Source organism: Arthrobacter sp. D2-10 (assembly GCF_054161285.1).
Genome location: NZ_CP096431.1, coordinates 2,407,122 through 2,425,647 on the forward strand (window position 1 = coordinate 2,407,122; position 18,526 = coordinate 2,425,647).

At 65.4% G+C, this 18,526-nt stretch carries 18 protein-coding genes; 9 read left to right on the top strand and 9 right to left on the bottom strand.

The window, feature by feature from the left end; translation table 11 throughout:
- Nucleotides 1-25: 25 nt before the first annotated feature.
- Both hemG and hemE read right to left on the bottom strand, forming a co-directional pair.
- Nucleotides 26-1,468, bottom strand: coding sequence for a protoporphyrinogen oxidase (hemG, locus tag M1D74_RS11185; protein ID WP_309070689.1), 1,443 nt, complete (start codon nucleotides 1,466-1,468; stop codon nucleotides 26-28).
- Nucleotides 1,465-2,532 carry a uroporphyrinogen decarboxylase gene (hemE, locus tag M1D74_RS11190; protein ID WP_458115372.1) on the bottom strand — a complete coding sequence of 356 codons (1,068 nt, stop codon included), beginning with the start codon at nucleotides 2,530-2,532 and terminating at the stop codon, nucleotides 1,465-1,467. Before hemE ends, hemG begins: the two co-directional genes overlap by 4 nt.
- Before the next feature lie 205 nt (nucleotides 2,533-2,737).
- Here hemE and M1D74_RS11195 point away from each other — a divergent pair, with 205 nt between their 5' ends.
- Nucleotides 2,738-4,063 carry a glutamyl-tRNA reductase gene (locus M1D74_RS11195; protein ID WP_458115373.1) on the top strand — a complete coding sequence of 442 codons (1,326 nt, stop codon included), beginning with the start codon at nucleotides 2,738-2,740 and terminating at the stop codon, nucleotides 4,061-4,063.
- 51 nt (nucleotides 4,064-4,114) lie between these two features.
- Here M1D74_RS11195 and moeB read toward each other — a convergent pair whose 3' ends face one another.
- Nucleotides 4,115-5,302 (bottom strand): molybdopterin-synthase adenylyltransferase MoeB, encoded by a 1,188-nt coding sequence (gene moeB / locus M1D74_RS11200; RefSeq protein WP_458115374.1) that lies wholly within the window; start codon nucleotides 5,300-5,302, stop codon nucleotides 4,115-4,117.
- 162 nt (nucleotides 5,303-5,464) lie between these two features.
- Here moeB and M1D74_RS11205 point away from each other — a divergent pair, with 162 nt between their 5' ends.
- The 3 genes from M1D74_RS11205 (at nucleotide 5,465) to M1D74_RS11215 (ending at nucleotide 6,709) form a co-directional block, all read left to right on the top strand.
- On the top strand, nucleotides 5,465-6,085 hold the full coding sequence (locus tag M1D74_RS11205) for a TetR/AcrR family transcriptional regulator (RefSeq protein WP_309070685.1): 621 nt from the start codon (nucleotides 5,465-5,467) through the stop codon (nucleotides 6,083-6,085).
- Between the two features lie 77 nt (nucleotides 6,086-6,162).
- Nucleotides 6,163-6,387 carry a DUF3107 domain-containing protein gene (locus tag M1D74_RS11210; protein ID WP_309070684.1) on the top strand — a complete coding sequence of 75 codons (225 nt, stop codon included), beginning with the start codon at nucleotides 6,163-6,165 and terminating at the stop codon, nucleotides 6,385-6,387.
- 16 nt (nucleotides 6,388-6,403) lie between these two features.
- A complete protein-coding gene (locus tag M1D74_RS11215; RefSeq protein ID WP_458115375.1) occupies nucleotides 6,404-6,709 on the top strand; it encodes a hypothetical protein in 306 nt (101 codons plus the stop codon).
- A gap of 22 nt (nucleotides 6,710-6,731) precedes the next feature.
- Here the strand turns inward: M1D74_RS11215 and M1D74_RS11220 are convergent, their stop codons facing one another.
- The 3 genes from M1D74_RS11220 to thiO are packed head-to-tail and all read right to left on the bottom strand — an operon-like array spanning nucleotide 6,732 to nucleotide 8,898.
- Nucleotides 6,732-7,523: a thiazole synthase gene (locus tag M1D74_RS11220; protein WP_458115376.1), complete on the bottom strand. Its 792-nt coding sequence runs from the start codon at nucleotides 7,521-7,523 to the stop codon at nucleotides 6,732-6,734.
- Between the two features lie 2 nt (nucleotides 7,524-7,525).
- Nucleotides 7,526-7,759 carry a sulfur carrier protein ThiS gene (gene thiS / locus M1D74_RS11225; RefSeq protein ID WP_375164369.1) on the bottom strand — a complete coding sequence of 78 codons (234 nt, stop codon included), beginning with the start codon at nucleotides 7,757-7,759 and terminating at the stop codon, nucleotides 7,526-7,528.
- Nucleotides 7,756-8,898: a glycine oxidase ThiO gene (gene thiO, locus M1D74_RS11230; RefSeq protein ID WP_458115377.1), complete on the bottom strand. Its 1,143-nt coding sequence runs from the start codon at nucleotides 8,896-8,898 to the stop codon at nucleotides 7,756-7,758. The genes thiS and thiO overlap by 4 nt, the downstream gene beginning before the upstream one ends.
- A 148-nt stretch (nucleotides 8,899-9,046) precedes the next feature.
- Between thiO and thiE the strand changes: the two genes are divergently transcribed.
- Nucleotides 9,047-9,715 carry a thiamine phosphate synthase gene (thiE, locus tag M1D74_RS11235; protein WP_458115378.1) on the top strand — a complete coding sequence of 223 codons (669 nt, stop codon included), beginning with the start codon at nucleotides 9,047-9,049 and terminating at the stop codon, nucleotides 9,713-9,715.
- Between the two features lie 12 nt (nucleotides 9,716-9,727).
- Here the strand turns inward: thiE and M1D74_RS11240 are convergent, their stop codons facing one another.
- Nucleotides 9,728-10,339, bottom strand: coding sequence for a ferritin-like fold-containing protein (locus M1D74_RS11240; protein ID WP_458117176.1), 612 nt, complete (start codon nucleotides 10,337-10,339; stop codon nucleotides 9,728-9,730).
- A 181-nt stretch (nucleotides 10,340-10,520) separates the two neighbouring features.
- Between M1D74_RS11240 and M1D74_RS11245 the strand changes: the two genes are divergently transcribed.
- The 3 genes from M1D74_RS11245 to M1D74_RS11255 all read left to right on the top strand — a co-directional run bounded on the left by M1D74_RS11245 (nucleotide 10,521) and on the right by M1D74_RS11255 (nucleotide 14,989).
- The gene (locus M1D74_RS11245; protein WP_458115379.1) at nucleotides 10,521-12,143 is read left to right on the top strand and encodes an RNB domain-containing ribonuclease; all 1,623 of its coding nucleotides are present in this window, start codon (nucleotides 10,521-10,523) and stop codon (nucleotides 12,141-12,143) included.
- A gap of 313 nt (nucleotides 12,144-12,456) precedes the next feature.
- Nucleotides 12,457-14,067 (top strand): DEAD/DEAH box helicase, encoded by a 1,611-nt coding sequence (locus tag M1D74_RS11250; RefSeq protein WP_309070676.1) that lies wholly within the window; start codon nucleotides 12,457-12,459, stop codon nucleotides 14,065-14,067.
- Nucleotides 14,068-14,074: 7 nt separating this feature from the next.
- A complete protein-coding gene (locus M1D74_RS11255; protein WP_458115380.1) occupies nucleotides 14,075-14,989 on the top strand; it encodes a DNA-methyltransferase in 915 nt (304 codons plus the stop codon).
- Here M1D74_RS11255 and M1D74_RS11260 read toward each other — a convergent pair.
- Nucleotides 14,979-15,824: a PHP domain-containing protein gene (locus tag M1D74_RS11260; protein ID WP_309070674.1), complete on the bottom strand. Its 846-nt coding sequence runs from the start codon at nucleotides 15,822-15,824 to the stop codon at nucleotides 14,979-14,981. The genes M1D74_RS11255 and M1D74_RS11260 overlap by 11 nt on opposite strands.
- Nucleotides 15,825-15,931: 107 nt before the next feature.
- Between M1D74_RS11260 and M1D74_RS11265 the strand changes: the two genes are divergently transcribed.
- On the top strand, nucleotides 15,932-17,506 hold the full coding sequence (locus tag M1D74_RS11265; RefSeq protein ID WP_458117177.1) for an aminopeptidase P family protein: 1,575 nt from the start codon (nucleotides 15,932-15,934) through the stop codon (nucleotides 17,504-17,506).
- Nucleotides 17,507-17,592: 86 nt separating this feature from the next.
- Here the strand turns inward: M1D74_RS11265 and M1D74_RS11270 are convergent, their stop codons facing one another.
- On the bottom strand, nucleotides 17,593-18,414 hold the full coding sequence (locus M1D74_RS11270) for a general stress protein (protein WP_458115381.1): 822 nt from the start codon (nucleotides 18,412-18,414) through the stop codon (nucleotides 17,593-17,595).
- Between the last annotated feature and the right edge of the window lie 112 nt (nucleotides 18,415-18,526).

Below are 18,526 nucleotides of genomic sequence, written 5' to 3' on the forward strand. Positions count from 1 at the left end.
TTTATCAACCTCCCGGCTCACCGCGTTAGCGGCCCGGCTGAAGACGCCGCGCGAGCGCCGCCCCGCGGTCCCGAGCGTTATCGATTACCGCCACCAGGCCGGTGCCGGCCAGCCAGGCGCCGGTGATCTCCAGACCACTTACCTCCGCGGCGGCAGCCCGGATGCGCGCCACGCGGTCCCTGTGGCCCAGCGTGGCGTGGGGCAGCGCATTGGTCCACCGGACCACATCCCAGTCGACGACGTCGGTCGGGTTGACTTCCACGCCGAGCAGCACCGAAGCGTCCCGCAGGGCCAGTTCATACAGGTCGTCGTCAGCGAGCCTCGCCGAGTCGTCGTCGTCCGCTCCCCTGCCGTAGGAGAGGCGCACCACGTGGTTACCGGGGCCCGCGCGTTCCGCCAGCCAGGACCATTTGGCTGTGGCGTGCGTAAGGGCCTTCGCCCGGACATCCGGAACATCACGGGCAACCAGAACACCCGTCCCGCGTGGCGCGGCGTCGAGTTCGGGTACGTCCATCACCAGGCTCACCAGCGCCACTGCGGGCACCACCGCCGGCCGGTCATCGTGCAGTCGCGGCACTGTCGGCGCCAGCAGGTCAACCGCGGTGGGACCGCCGGTGGCAACGATGACGGCGTCGGCGGCCAACGACCCGTTCTGAGTGTTCACGGTCCAGCCGTCGCCGGTACGGACGAGGCTTCGAACGTCCTGCTGCGCCTGCAGGTTCGCGCCGTCCTGCCTGAGGCGCTCGATAAGGGCTGTGGCGAGCTGGTGCATTCCGCCGTCCAGACCGGCAACGGCAGTTCCGGCGGGAGCGGCCTGCCGCATCGCGCCGACGGCCGCACCGAGTGACCCGTGCTTGCGCATCATCGCCCGCAGTCCCGGCACGGCGGCATCAACATCGAGATCGTCCGGATCGGCAGAGAGAACACCCCCGACGACGGGAGCCACCAGCCGCTTCAATACCTCGGAGCCCATCCGTGCCCGCACAACCGCTCCCAGACTGAGCTGATCCTGGTTCAGCAGTCCGCCCAGGGGCAGGGCGCGGTCAAGACCGGCCCGTACGCTGGCTGCCCGGCCGATCAGCCGCGGCAGGTCCGGATCCCGTACATCTGCCGGGATCCCGAGCAGCCCGGATTTCGGAAGCGGGACGGCGGTGGAGCCGCCCTCGGGCCCGGGCAGGTGCAACCACGCGCCGACGGGATCGGGACTGCAGACCAGGCTCCCAAGGCCCAGTTCCCGTGCCAGGGCCGGCACGGTGTCGGAGCGGGTCGAGAAGGACTCTGCACCGGCGTCGAGCGTGAGGCCGGCCAGTTCGTGGCTGGCCACTGACCCGCCGAACCTCTCCGACGATTCGAGCACGGTCACACGCAGGCCGGCCGCCACGAGCTCACGCGCCGCGCAGAGCCCTGCGATACCGCCTCCGATGACGACGACGCCGGGACCTGCCTCGACCTGCTTTTCGCGGCTCATGGGGCGGGCGGCACCGAGTGGATAAGCGAAACGACCCGGGTCAGCACGTCGGGGTCCGCTTCCGGCGGGACACCGTGACCGAGATTGACCACGTGCCCGGGAGCTGCTGAGCCGGCGTCGAGAACTTCCCGTACATGCGCTTCGAGTACCTCCCACGGTGCTGAGAGCAGCGCGGGGTCAATGTTTCCCTGAAGCGCTACTGTTCCGCCGAGCCGCCTGTTCGCCTCGTCGAGCGGGAGGCGGTAGTCGACCCCGACGACGTCAACGCCGACGTCCCGCATGGCTACGAGCAGCTCCGAGGTCCCCGTTCCGAAGTGCACGAGTGGTGCACCGAGGCCGCGGACGTGGTCCAGGGCACGGGAGGACGCAGGCGCAACATGCTCGATGTAGTCCCTGAGCCCCAGCGATCCGGCCCACGAATCGAAAAGCTGGCCGGCACTGGCTCCGGCTTCCAGCTGGGCGCGCAGGAATTTGCCTGATGCGTCCGCTGCCCATTCAGTGAGGGCACGCCAGGCGGCCGGGTCTGCGTGCATCATGGTGCGCGGGCCAAGGTGGTCGCGTGACGGCCTGCCCTCAACCATGTAGGCGGCGAGGGTGAAAGGTGCCCCAGCGAAACCGATCAACGGCGTAGTGCCCAGTTCTGAGACGGTACGGGATACCGCTTCGCGGATCGGCTCCAGTGCTCCATCTGTCAGTTCGGGCAGCGAAGCCACGTCCGCTGCGCTGCGGATGGGGCTTCCGAGCACCGGACCGACGCCGGGAACGATGTCCACATCGACGCCTGCCAGCTTCAGCGGGATCACGATGTCTGAGAAGAAGATCGCGGCATCGACATCGTGCCGCCGGACCGGCTGAAGCGTGATTTCGGCGGCCATGGCCGGGTCCAGACACGCGTCGAGCATGGCGGTACCCTCACGGAGCGAACGGTACTCCGGCAGCGAGCGCCCGGCCTGACGCATGAACCAGACCGGACGGCGGGACGGCGTGCCGCCACGATAGGCCTGGATGAGCGGGGACTGTGACGTCGTGCCGTCAGTCAGGGGGTGCGTTGCGCTGAGGGTCATGAGTCGATTCTGCCGAAGTTCCACCCGGTTGGATAACTTCACCCGTGGGTGGTGGCCGAAATCACGGTAACAGCTCCCACATTCTCCTCCGTGCACGCTTGCCCACTTCCCTGCAACGGCGCGGTTTTTGGACGCTGGAGAAAGGCTGGAGGTTAGGTTCCCCTATTAGGGTTCAAGAGGCCGTTTTGGCTATGCTGGGAGGGCTGTGAACTACTTTTCCCTGGTTGCAACCCACTCGGATATCGATCTGGAGACCGTCGCCCGCCTCAGCGTCGGGGCGTCCCAGGTCGCTTCGTCCGCGCTTCGGGACAGTCAGGCTCTCAGCGGAGCCGTTGCCCTTGCAACCTGCAACCGCTACGAAATCTATGGCGAGGCAGCATCGGAAGCAGACATTGAGTCTGCCCGTTCCTCCATCATCGCAGCCATCAGCGACCAGTCCGGACTTCCCAAGAGCAAAGTCTCGCAATCGTTCACCACACTGACGGGACAGGACGTGCCGCGCCACCTCTTCAGTGTGAGCGCAGGGCTCGATTCCGCCGTCGTCGGCGAACGCGAGATTGCCGGCCAGGTACGGCGTGCGCTCGTTGAGTCCCAGGGGATCGGCACCGCCAGCGGTGGCCTGGTACGCCTGTTCCAGGCCGCTTCACGCACCGCCCGGGACGTCGGAGCGCAGACCGCCCTGGGCGCCCGCGGCCGTTCAATCGTCTCTGTTGCACTCGACCTCGCCGCAGACCTCTCCAGCACCCGTGATCTGGCGGAGAAATCCGTGGTTGTTTTCGGCACTGGAGCATACGCCGGCGCCACCATGGCGCTGCTTCGTGAGCGCGGCTGCACCGACATCTCCGTCTACTCTCCTTCCGGCCGGGCAGAAAGCTTCGTGGCTACCCGCGGCGGAACAGCCCTGACCGATGAGACACTCGCAGCCGCACTGACGCGCGCCGACGTCGTCATCGGCTGCAGCGGCAGTGAGCGTCGCGTGGGCGCCGAGGACATCCGTCAGCTTCGGGACGGCGTCGAGCACACCCTAGTCATCGTTGATCTGGCCCTGTCCCACGACTTCGATCCAGCGGTGGACTCAGTGGAGAACGTAGAGCTCATCACGCTTGAGTCCGTCCGGCTCGCGGCTCCGGAGGAACAAGCCGAATCCCTCCGCCAGGCGGGCGAGCTGGTATCCAACGCGGCGCACGCCTTCCAGGAGCAGGTCAACTCCCGCTCTGTTGATGCCGCTATCGTCGCACTGCGTAAGCACACACAGCAGGTTCTCGACGCCGAAATGACCCGTGTGCGGGCGCAGCACGGCTGCACCGCTGCGGCCGAAGAAGTCGAGTTCGCCCTTCGACGCATGGTTCGCCAGCTCCTGCATGTTCCCACCGTCCGTGCGCGGCAACTGGCAGCCGAAGGCCGCCAGGAGGACTACACCGCGGCACTTGAAGCGCTCTACGGCATCGAACCCGAGACCGGCGCCGGCACGGCTCCTGCGCAGTCCTGCCCGGTGCACGAAGTCAACGAGTCCCGCGCCGACTCAGCCTGACAAGGATCTACTGCAAGTCAGTAGTCGAGCAGGAGCAGTAGCCGGGCAGGGTCAGTAGACCGGCTTGTCCGGTTCTACGTCGCGAACCCACTGCAGAATGCCGCCCTCCACGTTGTAGACCTTCCGCGCGCCTTGTTCGCGCAGATAGCGGACAACGTTGGCGGAACGCGAACCGGCCTTGCAGTGCACGTACATCTCCCGGCTGGGATCAAGCGCCGTTTCCCCTGTCAGGATCCGGTTCTGAGGAACAAGGGTTGCTCCCGTTATGCGGACGATCTCGTATTCGCCAGGCTCCCTCACGTCGATCAGGTCGAAGTCATGGGCACCGGCGGAGCGTTCCTGGAGGAGCTCCTCCAGACGCGCAGCTGTGACGGACGGAACCTCCTCCCCTTCCGTATCGGCCGGGACGATTCCGCAGAACGCCTCATAGTCTGAGAGTTCAGTGATGGGCGCCGCGGAAGGATCCCTGCGTACGCGCAGTTCCCGCCACGTCATATCGAGGGCATTGAAGATCAGGACCCGGCCCAGAAGCGTGGAGCCGATGCCCGTAATCAGTTTGATCGCCTCATTGACCATGACTGAACCGATCTGGGCACACAGCACGCCGAGCACTCCGCCCTCCGCGCAGGAGGGGACGGCGCCGGGCGGCGGCGCTTCGGGATAGAGGTCGCGGTAGCTGGGCCCTCCGACGGACGGCTTGGGCCAGAAAACGCTCACCTGGCCGTCGAACCGGAGAATGGAGCCCCAGACGTACGGTTTGTCCAAAATCTCAGCGGCATCGCTCACCAGGTACCGGGTAGCGAAATTGTCAGTGCCGTCAAGGATCAGGTCATACTGCGCGAAGATGTCCAGGACATTGCTGGTGTCGAGCCGGACTTCGTGCCGGATGACCGCCACGTGAGGGTTGAGCTCCTTGATGCTCTGCTCGGCCGAGCGGGCCTTGGCCTGACCCACATTGCTGACTCCGTGAATCACCTGCCGCTGCAGGTTGGAGACATCGACGACGTCGTCATCCACAATGCCCAGCGTTCCCACACCCGCAGCGGCGAGGTAGAGAAGCGCGGGCGAGCCCAGCCCACCGGCCCCGATAACGAGAACCCGGGCGTTCTTGAGCCGTTTCTGGGCCTCGAGACCGAACTCCGGAAGGATGAGGTGGCGGGAGTATCGCTCCGTCTCCTCCCTGCTCAGATCGGCGTGCGGCTCCACCAGCGGGCCAGGGACGGGAGTCAAGGAACTCATGCTTCAATGTATGCCCACCGGCGCTGCACAACGCAATACAGGGCCGACATATCAGGCACACATTCCCCCGGCGATGTTCCCTCCGGCATGGTGCTGCGCGGGTAGACTGGGAGACCCGCTGTACCGGCGGGTTTATGAAGACGTACAACGAAAGCCCAGACAGTGAGTTCAGAGGCACCGGCAAGCGGAAAGGCCACACGGCTTCCGCGAGACGAGCGACGACGCCAGTTGCTGAATGCCGCCCACGAGGTGTTTGTTGTCAACGGCTACCATGGCGCGGCAATGGACGAGATCGCTGAAGTGGCCCATGTCAGCAAACCTGTGCTTTACCAGCACTTTCCGGGCAAGCGCGAACTGTATCTGGCGCTGCTTGAGAGCCATCTTGCGTCGCTGACTGAACTGCTGGTGGATGCGCTGAAATCCACGACGGACAACAAACTTCGCGTGCACGCCACCATGCGCGCGTACTTTCAGTTCATCGCCCAAGACAGCCAGGCCCACCGGATCGTGTTCGAGTCCGATCTGAATAATGATCCTGATGTGAGCCGCCGTCTCGAAGCTTTCAACGCCCACTTCGCGGATCAGATTGCCGGTGTGATTTCCGGTGACACCCGGCTATCCCACCTGGAGGCCACCCTGCTGGGGCGGGCCATGGCCGGGATGGCACAGGTGAGTGCGCGGTATTGGCTCGAGACAGACGGCAGCCTCGACATCGACACTGCCAGCGAGCTTATCTACCGTTTAGCTTGGCGCGGAATAAGTCGATTCCCCAAGGAAATCTGAGTTACATTTCCCTAAGTGGTGGCGCTGAGGTACGAGCGTCGCCAAAGTCATCTGCCCGTCTATGAAAGGCCTTAGCTGTGGAGATCAAAATCGGCGTTCAGAACGTCAACCGCGAGATTGTCCTGGAGTCCAACCAGTCTGCAGATGAGGTCGCTGAGATTGTCAGCAGGGCCATGAACGGTGGTGCCGAGTTGCGCCTGGCCGACGCCAAGGGGCGCCAGGTCATTGTTCCCACCGGTGTCCTGGGCTACGTGGAGATCGGCGAGAGCGAATCACGCCGAATCGGATTCGGCGCTCTCTGACCGAGCAGGTGCCGCCGTGGTCTCGCTGATAGTCGTTACCGGCGTCGCCGTGTGCGTCGGCTTCTTCGTGTGGTTCGCGGACCGTCGGCATCATCGCTACGGCGTTCTCCTGCTCCCCGCCATTTCCCTCTGCTCAGCGCTGATTCTGTGGATCATCCTGCAGTTTGCGGGTCTGGGCTATCATCCCGACCTTTCCTGGTTGGCTTGGATCCTCCCGCTGGTTGCATCCACCGCCCTTACCGTGGCTGCGGCCTGGTGGTTCGGCCGGCACCGGGAGCAGGCTGACGCCGAAGCCATGACGGCGATCCTGAAACGGCGCTGAAGGGACAGCCCGGGCAGCCCGTTTACAGGTCCGCCCTGCCGTCAAAGGACGACGACGCGAGCGCGTGCTCCCGCTTCGGAATCCGCCCCGCCTGAGCAGCCAGGCGTCCGGCGATGACAGCATGGCGAAAAGCCGACGCCATCGTCACCGGGTCCTGGGCCCTGGTGACGGCAGTGGCGAGGAGCACCGCGTCGCAGCCCAACTCCATCGCCAACGCGGCGTCCGAGGCCGTGCCGATTCCGGCGTCGAGCACAATGGGCACCCCTGCCCGGGCCACGATCAGTTCAATGTTGTGCGGGTTGAGGATGCCCAGCCCGGTACCAATGGGCGCGCCCAACGGCATGACCACGGCAGCTCCCAGCTGCTCCAGCCGAAGTGCCAGGACCGGGTCGTCATTGGTGTAGGCGAAAACCGTGAATCCGCGTGCCACCAGGGCTTCAGTGGCTTCGACCAGTTCGACGGCGTCGGGCAGCAGAGTCTGTTCATCGGCGATGACTTCGAGCTTCACCCAATCGGTCTCGAGCGCTTCGCGTCCCAGTTCGGCAGTCAGTACGGCTTCGCGTGCGGTGAAGCAGCCCGCGGTGTTCGGAAGGATGCGCATCCGGCGGCCGTTCAGCAGCTGAAAGAGCGACGCTCCGGATTGCGGCGTATAGCGCCGCATTGCGACCGTGGTCAGCTCGGTACCGGAAACGGCCAATGCCTCGCCCAGCCCCTCAATGCTCGGTGCTCCCCCGGTTCCCATGATGAGCCTTGAGGTAAGTGGAACGCCGTCGATGACCAGCGGGTCAGCGTTCACGATTGTGTCCGTCTGCATTTTCATCCTCCCTGTACGGCGGTGACGAGTTCGACGTCGTCCCCCTCGGTAAGTGCCTTGCCGGACCACTGGCTGCGGGGAATTACGGCAGCATTGACAGCGACCGCCACCCCGAGCCGCGAGCCGTCGACCGGTTGCCCGGTCGGTGCCAGCTCCCTCCCCGTAAGCTCTGCCACCAGACACAGCAGGTCCGGGGCTGTTGTGACCGAGTCCTCCCCGTTCACCGTGATGGTCAACTTCTCCATGCTCGTCCTTCCTCGAATCGATCGGGCTTGTACCGCTCCTGTTCCGCCGGGCCCGGTTTGCCCTCCAGCAGGTCCACGCACAGCGCCGCTGCAGCCGGCGTCAGAAGTACGCCGTGGCGGAAGAATCCGGTGGCGATGACCAGGTTGTGGGTACCCGTTACACCACCAAGTAGAGGCGCGTTGTCCGGCGTTCCCGGCCGCGCGCGGCACAGCACCTCGACAAGCTCGAGCTCGGCAACGGCGGGTATCAGTTGCTGGGCGTCGCGCAGCAGCTGATACACCCCTCCCGCGGACACGGCGCTGCTGCCGTCCTCCCGCATGGTCGCTCCAAGCACGACTGTTCCGTCTTCACGCGGCACCAGATAGACGGCGTGCCCGCGCACCAGCCCGCGGATGGTGTGGGTCAGCAGGGGCTGCAGCGCCTCGGGAACCCGAAGGCGAAGAATGTCGCCGTAGACCGGCCGGAGGGGAAGCTGACAGGGCAGGCCGGCGAGGTCTGCAGCAGCCAAGCCGTTGGCAACGACCGTCTGCCGGGCGCCCACGAAAGTGCCGTCCTCGAGACTGACGCCAGTGACGCGGTTTCCGGTTCGCTCGATCCCGGAAGCCCGTCGCCGTACCAGGCGGCCACGCTCGGACACGGCAGCGATCAGCGCTTGCGCCAGCCTGCGTGGATCCAGTTGGTGATCGTCAGGCGCATGGAAAGCCGCGGTCGCTGCCGGACCAATCAGAGGCTCCGACCGGCGCGCTTCACGCAGGGGAATCTGCTGCACCGACAACGAATTGCGCTGCTGTACCGTCTGGAGATCGGCGAGCGCCGTGCGGTCGGCGCCGTCGAGCGCAATGACCAGGGTTCCGGTTCTGCGATAGCCGGGGTCGACGCCCGTCCAGGCAAGCGAGAACAGGAACTCGGGGTAGCGGGATGCGGAGTCGACCGTGAGCCGCAGCAGATGCTCCTCGCGGTAATGCAGCTCGCTGGCCGGGGCGATCATGCCCGCGGCGGCGTGTGTTGCCCCTCCTGCGGGATCCGGGTCGATCAACGCAACCGAGTGGCCCCTGCGGATCGCTTCCCACGCGATTCCCAGCCCGATGATCCCTCCGCCGACGACGGCGACATCCACGTCCGTATTCACCCACAGCCCTTCCCTACGCCGGCATGACCCGGATCAGGTTCGTTGTTCTCACAACGCGGTCGGCGTCGAACGCCCTCTCAGCCGGTGTGGCATCCGGTGGTTCCCGGATGCGGCACGGCTCCCGCAGTACGCCTTTATTGTAGGGGGTATGCAACTTGACGCCGCCCGACTTTACCTCTGCACCGACTCTCGCCGGCAGCAGCAGGACTTCGGGGCTTTCGTGGACGCTGCCTTTGCTGGCGGTGTGGACATCATTCAGCTCAGGGACAAGTCCCTCGAGGCCGCCGAGGAACTGGAGCTGCTTCAGGTATTGCGCGCATCTGCCGGGAAGCACGGCAGGCTGTGGTCAGTGAACGACCGCGCAGATATCGCCTCCATCAGCGGCGCGCCTGTGTTGCACGTCGGACAGCGGGACCTGCCGCCCACCCGTGCGAGGCAGTTCCTGCCCGACGGCGGTGTTCTCGGTTTGTCGACCCACTCACCCGAGCAGGTGGCAGCGGCGGCAGCGAAGGACGACGTCGACTACTTCTGCACGGGACCGATCTGGGCCACGCCCACCAAACCCGGCCGAACCGCCGTCGGGCTGGAGCTTGTCCGGGAGGCGGCGAGGCTCGAAACAGCGCTGGCGGAACAGGGCCGCCCCCTGAAGCCGTGGTTCGCGATCGGCGGCATCGACCTTCAAAACCTCCCGGAGGTGGTGGCTGCGGGAGCCCGGCGCGTCGTCGTCGTACGGGCCATCACGGAAGCCGACGATCCGCAGGAGGCCGCCGGAAAGCTCAAGGCGCAGCTTCCGGATGAGGAGCAGCGGGGACGGTAAGGCCGCCAGGAGTCAGGCAGTCAACCCGAGTGAGCTCATCCGGCGTGAATGGTTCCGGGTGAGCTGGGCGAAGAGCTGCGCAGTTTCCCGTTCCTGGTCCACGTCTGCAGCACCGAAGAGCAGGCCGCCCAGGAACTGGCGCTCAATGCCGACCCGTTGTGCCTGCGTCAGAGCTTCCCCCACGAGGCGCCGTCCCCACAGGGCAAGCCGGGAGGCGAGTCTCGGATCGTCGGAGAGCGCGGACTTCAACCTGGACTGCAGCAGACCGCCCTGCTCGGCCGTCGACTGGATGCGGGCGATCAAGTCACGGGTAGGGGCGTCGAGGTGCTCCGCGAGCGCTGTGTAGAAGTCGCCGGAGATGGCGTCGATGACGTACGCCTTCATGAGCGACTCATACCAGTCGGCGGGACGCGTCCGCTCATGGAAAGAGTCAATCGAAGCCTGGAACGGGCTCATTGCCTCCTCGACGTCCACACCGAGCCCGGCCAGGTGGGCGCTGACCATCTCGAAGTGTTCGAACTCGGTGACGGCCAGGCGCCCCAGCGCTGCCCGGTCCCGAAGCGTCGGCGAGAATCTCGCGTCCGACGACAGCCGCTCGAACGCGGACAGTTCCCCATAAGCCATGACGCCGAAGAGGTCGACGACGAACCCGTTCAGTGGCTCCTGGCCGGTTCCCGTGCGGGTCGTCGGGGATGCTGCGGAGGAGCTCGAAGGGGTTTGCGGATGCAAGGCAGTCATGGGATCAAGGGTACCCGCGCGCAGTTTCACCGACAGTTCGTCGGTGGGTTGTACTACGGTTGGCACTGTGCCGTATTCGCATCTGGATTTGAGCAACAGGGACTCCCAGGTCCAGCTCACTGCTGCGCTTGAGGGGTTGCGCGAGGAACTGGAGTTGCGCGCCGATTTCCCACCGGACGTGCTGGCAGAGGCGAATGCTGCGGTGCACAAACATGTATTGCCGGAGAAAGACCTCACCGCGCTGGGATTCATCACCGTGGATCCCCCGGGCTCCACGGATCTTGACCAGGCTTTTCACCTGGAGCGTGCAGGCTCGGGGTACCGGGTCTGGTATGCGATTGCCGACGTCCCGGCCTTTGTGGCTCCCGGCGGCGCGATCGACGCCGAAGCCCGTCTCCGCGGCCAGACCATGTACGCCCCGGACGGCCGGATCTCCCTCCACCCCGAGGTCATTGCCGAAGACGCCGCCAGCCTGTTGCCCGGCAGGGTGCGGTCCGCCTATGTCTGGGAATTTGAACTGGACGAGGATGCGCAGGTTGAGTCCGTCGTCGTCGAACGGGCCGTCGTCAAGAGCCGCGCGCAACTCACCTATGAGCAGGTGCAGGAGGACATTGACTCGGGTGGTGCCGCCGAGAACCTGACCCTGCTCAAGGAAATCGGTACCAAGCGGATCGCTCTCGAGAAGGAACGTGGCGGCGCCAGCCTCAACTTGCCGGAGCAGGAAATAGCGCACGACGGCGAGCGCTACTTCATCGTCACGCGCCCGCCCCTGGCGTCGGAGGACTGGAACGCACAGCTTTCCCTCATGACCGGCATGGCAGCCGCGGAGATCATGCTCGAGGGCGGCGTGGGGATTCTGCGCACCATGCCCGCCCCGGATGAAACCTCTCTTGCCCGCTTCCGGCACCAGGCCCGGGCACTCGGGCGTTCCTGGCCCCGGGACCTGCCGTACGGCGAGTTCCTGCGCAGCCTCGACACCTCGGACCCCAGGCAGCTCTCCCTCATGCATGCGGCTGCCTCACTGTTCCGCGGGGCAGGCTACACAGCGTTCGACGGCGACATCCCGGAGGCCGTCGAGCAGGCTGCAATTGCAGCGCCCTACGCGCACACCACCGCGCCCCTGCGGCGCCTGGTTGACCGTTTCGTCCTGGTGATCTGCGAGGCACTGTGCGCAGGAAAGAATGTCCCGGAGTGGGTGCGCGCGGCTCTGCCGGAACTGAACGCGCTCATGTCCTCCTCCAACCAGCTTGCATCACGGCTGGAAAGCGGGGCCATTGCCGCCGTGGAGGCCGCGTTGCTCAGCAACCGGGTGGGCCAGGAGTTCGACGCCGTCGTTATCACTGGTTCCAAGCCGGCTCCTGACGCGCCTGCCACCGTATCCGAGCCGGCACCTCCCCCTGAAGAGGCACCCCGAAGGGCAAGCGACGGTGAAAGCCGCAACGGCGGGAACGGCCGTAACGGGAACGGCCGGAACGGGAACGGCCGGAACGGCAACGGAGCCCCCCATGGTGTCATTCAGATCGCGGATCCCGCCGTCGAAGCACGGTGCGACGGCGTCATGACGGCTGGAGACGAGGTACGGGTTCGGCTGGTCACGGCAGACATCAGCCGGCGTGACCTGCGCTTCGAGCTGATCGAGGGTGCGCAGGAAGCGGTGTCGACGTCGGAAAGTGAAAGCGCGGCAGGGTAGACTGGAACGCGTAGTAATGGATGCCCGGTCGTTCTAGATGAACTTTTGTCGTTCTCGACGAACTTTTGTTCCAGTTCCGAACGTGGTGGGCCGCGGTTCTTGTGAACCGGCAGCCTCCCAACAATCGACCCGCAATACCTACGCGATCTTGAGTTTTTACCAGCTCGAAGCGGACCGCTCCGCTCCCGAGCCGCAGTTGATAGCCCGCGATCGGCTTCCACTGGACGCCCTGCCCCGTCCTGCTCCGAGCGGACCTCACCGGTCCGGCCGTTGAGCCCGGCGGCGGCAGTGCCTAATCGAAACGGTAGTAAGAGTGACCACAGACAACCACCACCTCCACGCGGACAACAGCGATGACGAAATCTTCGTCGAAGAGACGCTTGTCACCACTGAAGAACCGCACCAGGAAGCACCCGAGACCTTCGCCGACTTCAACGTCCGCGCTGACATCGTCGAATCCCTCGCGGATGCGGGGATCGTGCACCCCTTCCCCATTCAGGCGATGACCCTCTCCATCGCTCTGGGCGGCCACGACATTATCGGCCAGGCGAAGACCGGAACGGGTAAGACCCTCGGCTTCGGCGTGCCCGCCCTGCAGCGCGTGGTCGGCCCCTCGGACGAGGGTTATGACAGGCTGCCCGCGCCCGGAGCACCACAGGCGCTCATCGTTGTTCCGACGCGTGAGCTCGCCGTCCAGGTTGCCGATGACCTGACGAAAGCCGCAAAGAAGCGGAACGCCCGCATCGTGACGATCTATGGCGGCCGTGCGTACGAGCCGCAGATCGAGGCGCTCAAGCGCGGCACCGAAGTGGTCGTCGGCACGCCCGGCCGCCTGATCGATTTGTACCGCCAAAAGATCCTGTCGCTGAAGAACGTCCGCATCGTTGTCCTGGACGAAGCGGACGAGATGCTTGACCTCGGGTTCCTGCCCGATGTCGAGACCCTGATGTCGGCAACCCCGGCGATCCGCCAGACCCTGCTCTTCTCGGCAACCATGCCTGGACCCGTTGTGGCCATGGCCCGGCGCTACATGTCGCACCCGACGCACATCCGCGCTGCTGATCCTGAAGACGACGGCGCCACCAAGAAGGACATCCGCCAGGTCATCTACCGGGCGCACAACCTTGACAAGGACGAAGTGGTGGCCAGGATCCTTCAGGCCCGCGGCCGCGGACGCACCATCATCTTCACCAAGACCAAGCGCACGGCCGCGAAGCTCTCGGAAGAGCTCGTGGACCGCGGATTCGCCGCCGGCGCGATCCACGGCGACCTGGGCCAGGGAGCCCGCGAGCAGGCCCTTCGCGCCTTCCGCGGAGACAAGATCGATGTTCTGGTCGCAACCGAGGTTGCGGCCCGCGGCATCGACGTCGAGGACATCACCCACGTCATCAACTTCCAGTGCCCTGAGGATGAGAAGGCCTATCTGCACCGCGTTGGCCGTACCGGCCGTGCGGGCAAGAAGGGCACCGCAGTCACTTTCGTGGACTGGGATGACGTTCCCCGCTGGGGCCTGATCAACAAGGCGCTCGGGCTTGACCAGGCCGAACCCGTGGAAACGTACTCGTCCTCGCCGCATCTGTACACCGACCTCGACATCCCCGAAGGCACCAAGGGACGCCTCCCCCGCGCCCAGCGCACGCTCGCGGGGATCAACGCCGAGAAGATCGAAGACCTCGGCGAAACCGGCAAGAAAAACCGCACCGGTGACCGCACCCGCTCTGCTGGCCGCGGCGGCAAGCAGGGTTCCGAGGAGAAGACGGGCGGCCGTCGTCGTAGTGGTGGCTCAGCCGCTCCCGCCGAGGACCACGCCGCAGCGGAAGCCGGCGGCACGCGGGCAGAGCGGACCGACCGCCCCAAGCGCAACCGGTCACGGACCCGCCGTCGTAACGGCGAGGTCGTGGCCAAGCCTGCCGCAGACAGCTGACAGATCCGTGGGAGATCTTCCGGTCCATCCGGTCTGGCGGCCGGATGGACCGAACCTCGTGGTGCAGGCGGACAACCTGGAGTACCTGGCCGGGCTTCCGGACAATTCCTTCACCATGATCTACGTGGACCCGCCGTTCAACACGGGCCGCTCGCAACGCAGGCAGCAGACCTCCATGGTCCGCAGTGCGCCGGGTGCCGGGGACCGCGTCGGTTTCAAGGGGCTCAGCTACTCCACGGTCAAAGGCATGCTCGCAAGCTACGACGATGCCTTCGAGGACTACTGGGAGTTCCTCGTACCCCGCCTCGCCGAGGCCTGGCGTCTGTTAGCTGAGGACGGGACCCTCTATGTGCACCTCGATTATCGGGAAGTGCACTACGCCAAGGTCATGCTCGACACCCTGTTCGGGCGTGAGTGCTTCCTCAACGAAATCATCTGGGCCTACGACTACGGCGCCCGGGCACGACGCCGCTGGCCGGCGAAACACGACAACATCCTTGTGTACGTGAAGGATCCGGCGGCGTATCACTTCGACAGCGCCGAAGTTGACCGTGAGCCGTACATGGCGCCCGGCCTTGTGACGCCGGAGAAGGCAGCGCTCGGCAAGTTGCCCACCGACGTCTGGTGGCACACCATCGTCTCCCCGACGGGCAAGGAAAAGACCGGCTACCCTACGCAGAAGCCGGAGGGTTTGGTGCGGCGGGCTCTGGCTGCGAGCAGCAGGCCGGGTGATTGGGTGCTTGACTTCTTCGCCGGCTCTGGGACGCTGGGCGCCGTCGCGGGCAAGCTCGGACGGCGGTTCGTCTGCGTGGACAGCAATCCGCAGTCGATCGAGGTGATGTCCCGGCGGCTGGCACCCTGGCTGGAGGCGGAAGGCAGTCCGACATCCGATGAGCTGGATTCGCCGGCCGCTACCGGATAACGCTGCTGCCGGTAGCCAGTTCCTCTAGGCGTTGAAACATCTCGGGCCGTGTGACGTTCTCACCCAGCCGGTTGGGCTTCCCGGTTCCGTGATAGTCGCTTGAGCCGGTGATCAGCAGGTTGTGCCGCGAGGCGATTCGATGCAGATCCGCGCGCCCCTGCTCCGAGTTGTCCCGGTGATCGATCTCCAGGCCGAGAAGGCCGGCGTCGATCATTTCTTCGGTCACCCGGTTGTCCACGACCCGGCCTCGGGAGGACGCCACTGGATGCGCGAAGACCGGAACGCCCCCTGCCTCACGTACCAGCGCCACCGCATCTGCGGGGTGTGGGGCATAGTGTCCAACCCAGTACCGTGACCGGGCGCTGAGCATGCTGGCGAACGCCTCGCTCCTCGTCGCCACGACCTTCAGTGCCACGAGCGTATCGGCGATGTGTGGCCGCCCAATGGTTGCGCCTTCGGCGACGTGTTCAAGCACGTGGGGCCACGAGATCGGGTAGTCCACGGAAAGTTTCTCGACCATCCGTTCAGCCCGGGTAAGCCGGGCCGATCTCGACCGCTCGACTTCAGCCAGCAGTCCCGGATGGGCCGGATCATGCAGGTAGGAGAGCACGTGCACGCTGATGCCTGTTTCGGTGCGGCAGGACACCTCCATACCAGGAACCAGTGTCAGACCCAGAGTGCGGGCTTCCGCGGCCGCATCGGCCCAGCCGGCTGTGGAGTCGTGGTCGGTGAGTGCGACGACGTCGAGTCCGGCTGCGGCCGCGGCGCGCATGACGTCCGCCGGGCTTTCAGTGCCGTCAGACTCGGTGGAGTGGGCGTGCAGGTCAATTCTCACCAAATAACTGTACGCCCGGCGGGCCCCAGGGAGTGTTTGGCTCACTCCACGGCCGGTGAGACGATGGTCTGGTGAGTACAGCAGAGAACATCCCATCGGCAGTAACCATGAATCCGAACGAAGCCGGCAATGACGCCACCCCTGTCACGCCGGAGGAGCAGCCGCTCTCGAGCCGCAACGAGAACCGGTCGCAGCGGCCGGACTCGGACGCTTTCAAGGCGTTCATGGGTTCCAATTGGGCGCCGAAAGACACCGAGCTTCCAGCGGAAGCCGAAGTAGCGCGGTACGCGGCGCAGCGCCGCCTCAAGGTCTCCCGGCAATTCCCCGGCGAGCGCCTGGTCATTCCCGCCGGTCCCCTGAAGGTCCGCTCAAACGACACGGACTACCGTTTCCGCCCGCACTCCGGGTTCGCCCACCTCACCGGACTCGGCCTGGACCACGAGCCCGACGCAGTGCTCGTCATGGAGCCGGTTGAAGAAGGCAACGGCGACGACGGCGGCAACCATCACTCCACCCTCTACTTCCGCGAACTGGCCGGACGGGACAGCGCCGAGTTCTACGCGAACGCGCGTTACGGCGAGTTCTGGATCGGCTCCCGTCTTTCCCGCGCGGAGGTGCGTGCACTGCTAGCGCTGGAAACAGCTGACCTCGCCGACCTTGAAACGGCGATCACGAAGGACGCCGGCGCAGTGGAGATCGGCGGCACCCGCATCCGTTTGCTCCGGGAAGTCGATCTGAACGCTGACGCCCTGGTGGACACGTCCCGCATCAACACGGGTGTGGACCTTGAGGCCTCCGATGCGCTCGACGCAAAACTTGCGGAAGCTCTGTCCGAACTTCGACTCATCAAGGATGAGTGGGAGGTCGAGCAGATGCGCAGGGCTGTGGAGGCTACCGTGAACGGGTTCCACGAGGTTGTGAAGGAACTGCCACGCGCTATTGCGCATCCGCGCGGCGAGCGCGTGGTTGAAGGGGCGTTCTTCGCCCGGGCACGGGAAGAGGGCAACGACCTCGGCTACGACACCATCGCAGCTTCGGGCAACAACGCAACCATTCTGCACTGGATCCGCAACAACGGGCAGGTCAACGCCGATGAGCTGTTGCTCCTGGATGCTGGAGTGGAGGCTGACAGCCTCTACACGGCGGACATCACCCGCACGCTGCCGGTGAGCGGCAAATATTCCGATATTCAGCGCAAGGTCTACCAGGCCGTGCTGGACGCCGCCGACGCCGGTTTTGCGGCTGCGAAGGTGGGCGTGAAGTTCCGCGAGGTGCACGCCGCTGCTGTAGCCGTGCTTGCTGAGCGTTTGGATGAGTGGGGTTTCCTGCCTGTGCCGCTGGACGAAGCTCTTGCTCCCGAGGGCCAGCACCACCGCCGGTGGATGCCGCACGGCACCAGCCACCACCTTGGCATGGACGTCCATGACTGCGCACAGGCCCGGCGGGAACTCTACCTCGATGGGGTCCTGGCGGAGGGGATGGTCTTCACCATCGAGCCGGGCCTCTACTTCAAGGAAGAGGATCTCGCGGTTCCCCAGGAGTATCGCGGAATCGGTGTGCGCATTGAAGACGACATCCTGATGACGGCGGATGGACCGGTGAACCTCAGTTCAGCACTTCCCCGCGATCCCGACGACGTCGAGGCGTGGATGGCTGGTATCTACAGCCCTACCGGCGAATAGCGGATCACCCCTACGACCGCAAGAAAGGGCGGACAGCCACGTGGCTGTCCGCCCTTTCTTGCAGTTCGGGTTCATGCGCTTCGGCTTTAGGGGTTGCGCGCCTGATCGCTGGTGGATTCGTCGCCCTGCTTTTCCGGTTCAGGGGACGTCGGCCCTGCCTGCGGTTCAACGCGCACTCCGTACTGCGGCCGGCCGTCGGGAAGATCGGGGAACTGCCCGCGGGTGGAACGACGCGTGGCATCGCTCTGCTCCTCACCGGCTTGCGGCGGCGCAGCACCCTGAGCACCGTCCGGTGCCTGCACGTGCGGAGGCTGGACCGGCGGCTGAGTCCAGCTTTCGGGACGCTGCGGGGGCTGGTTCTGCTGCGGAGGCGGACCCCACGGCTGGGGCGGCGCCGCTGCCTCCCCCTGCGGACGCGAGTTCATCGGAAGCTGCTGCAGCATGCGGCGGGCTTCACCGGCTACGGAGGGATCAACAATGACGTCGTAGCTGGTGGCCACGACCTGGCTGGTTGACGTGAAGTCCCGCTTTCCCCGCTGGAAGGCGTAGGCGATCACTCCGAACAACACCCAGAAAACAGCGCCGAGCGCCATCGAGGACAGGATAGGCAGGTAGGTTGAGTCACCGCCGAAAAGCGTCAGGATGAAGCCCACAAACAGGCCGAACCATGCGCCGGTGGCGGCACTGGCAAGCGCAACCCTGGGATAGCTCAGGCGACCTGTCACCCGTTCCACCGTCTTGAGGTCATTGCCGATGATCGACACCTGCTGCACGGGGAACTTGCTGTCCGCGAGATAGTCCACTGCCTTCTGCGCATCCAGGTACGAGTTGTACCGGCCGATGGTTTCGCCCTTCGGGAGGGTGCGGCCCTCATCGCGTGAGGCGGTTCGTCCAAGTACGTTTGACATAGTTTCATTCTTGCTTACAAGCGCTTGGCTGTGTCACCGTATCGCTCGCGGTGAACTTTCCGGGCTGACGGAAAGCTCCCCGAAGGCCGGAGGTCCCCGGGCGCAGGTTGTG

Coding starts and splice junctions, on each gene's coding strand:
- hemG (WP_309070689.1), bottom strand. CDS start 1,468: ATGAGCCGCGAAAAGCAGGTCGAGGCAGGTCCCGGCGTCGTCGTCATC.
- hemE (WP_458115372.1), bottom strand. CDS start 2,532: ATGACCCTCAGCGCAACGCACCCCCTGACTGACGGCACGACGTCACAG.
- moeB (WP_458115374.1), bottom strand. CDS start 5,302: ATGAGTTCCTTGACTCCCGTCCCTGGCCCGCTGGTGGAGCCGCACGCC.
- M1D74_RS11220 (WP_458115376.1), bottom strand. CDS start 7,523: ATGCAGACGGACACAATCGTGAACGCTGACCCGCTGGTCATCGACGGC.
- thiE (WP_458115378.1), top strand. CDS start 9,047: ATGCAACTTGACGCCGCCCGACTTTACCTCTGCACCGACTCTCGCCGG.
- M1D74_RS11240 (WP_458117176.1), bottom strand. CDS start 10,339: ATGGCTTATGGGGAACTGTCCGCGTTCGAGCGGCTGTCGTCGGACGCG.
- M1D74_RS11265 (WP_458117177.1), top strand. CDS start 15,932: ATGAATCCGAACGAAGCCGGCAATGACGCCACCCCTGTCACGCCGGAG.
- M1D74_RS11270 (WP_458115381.1), bottom strand. CDS start 18,414: ATGTCAAACGTACTTGGACGAACCGCCTCACGCGATGAGGGCCGCACC.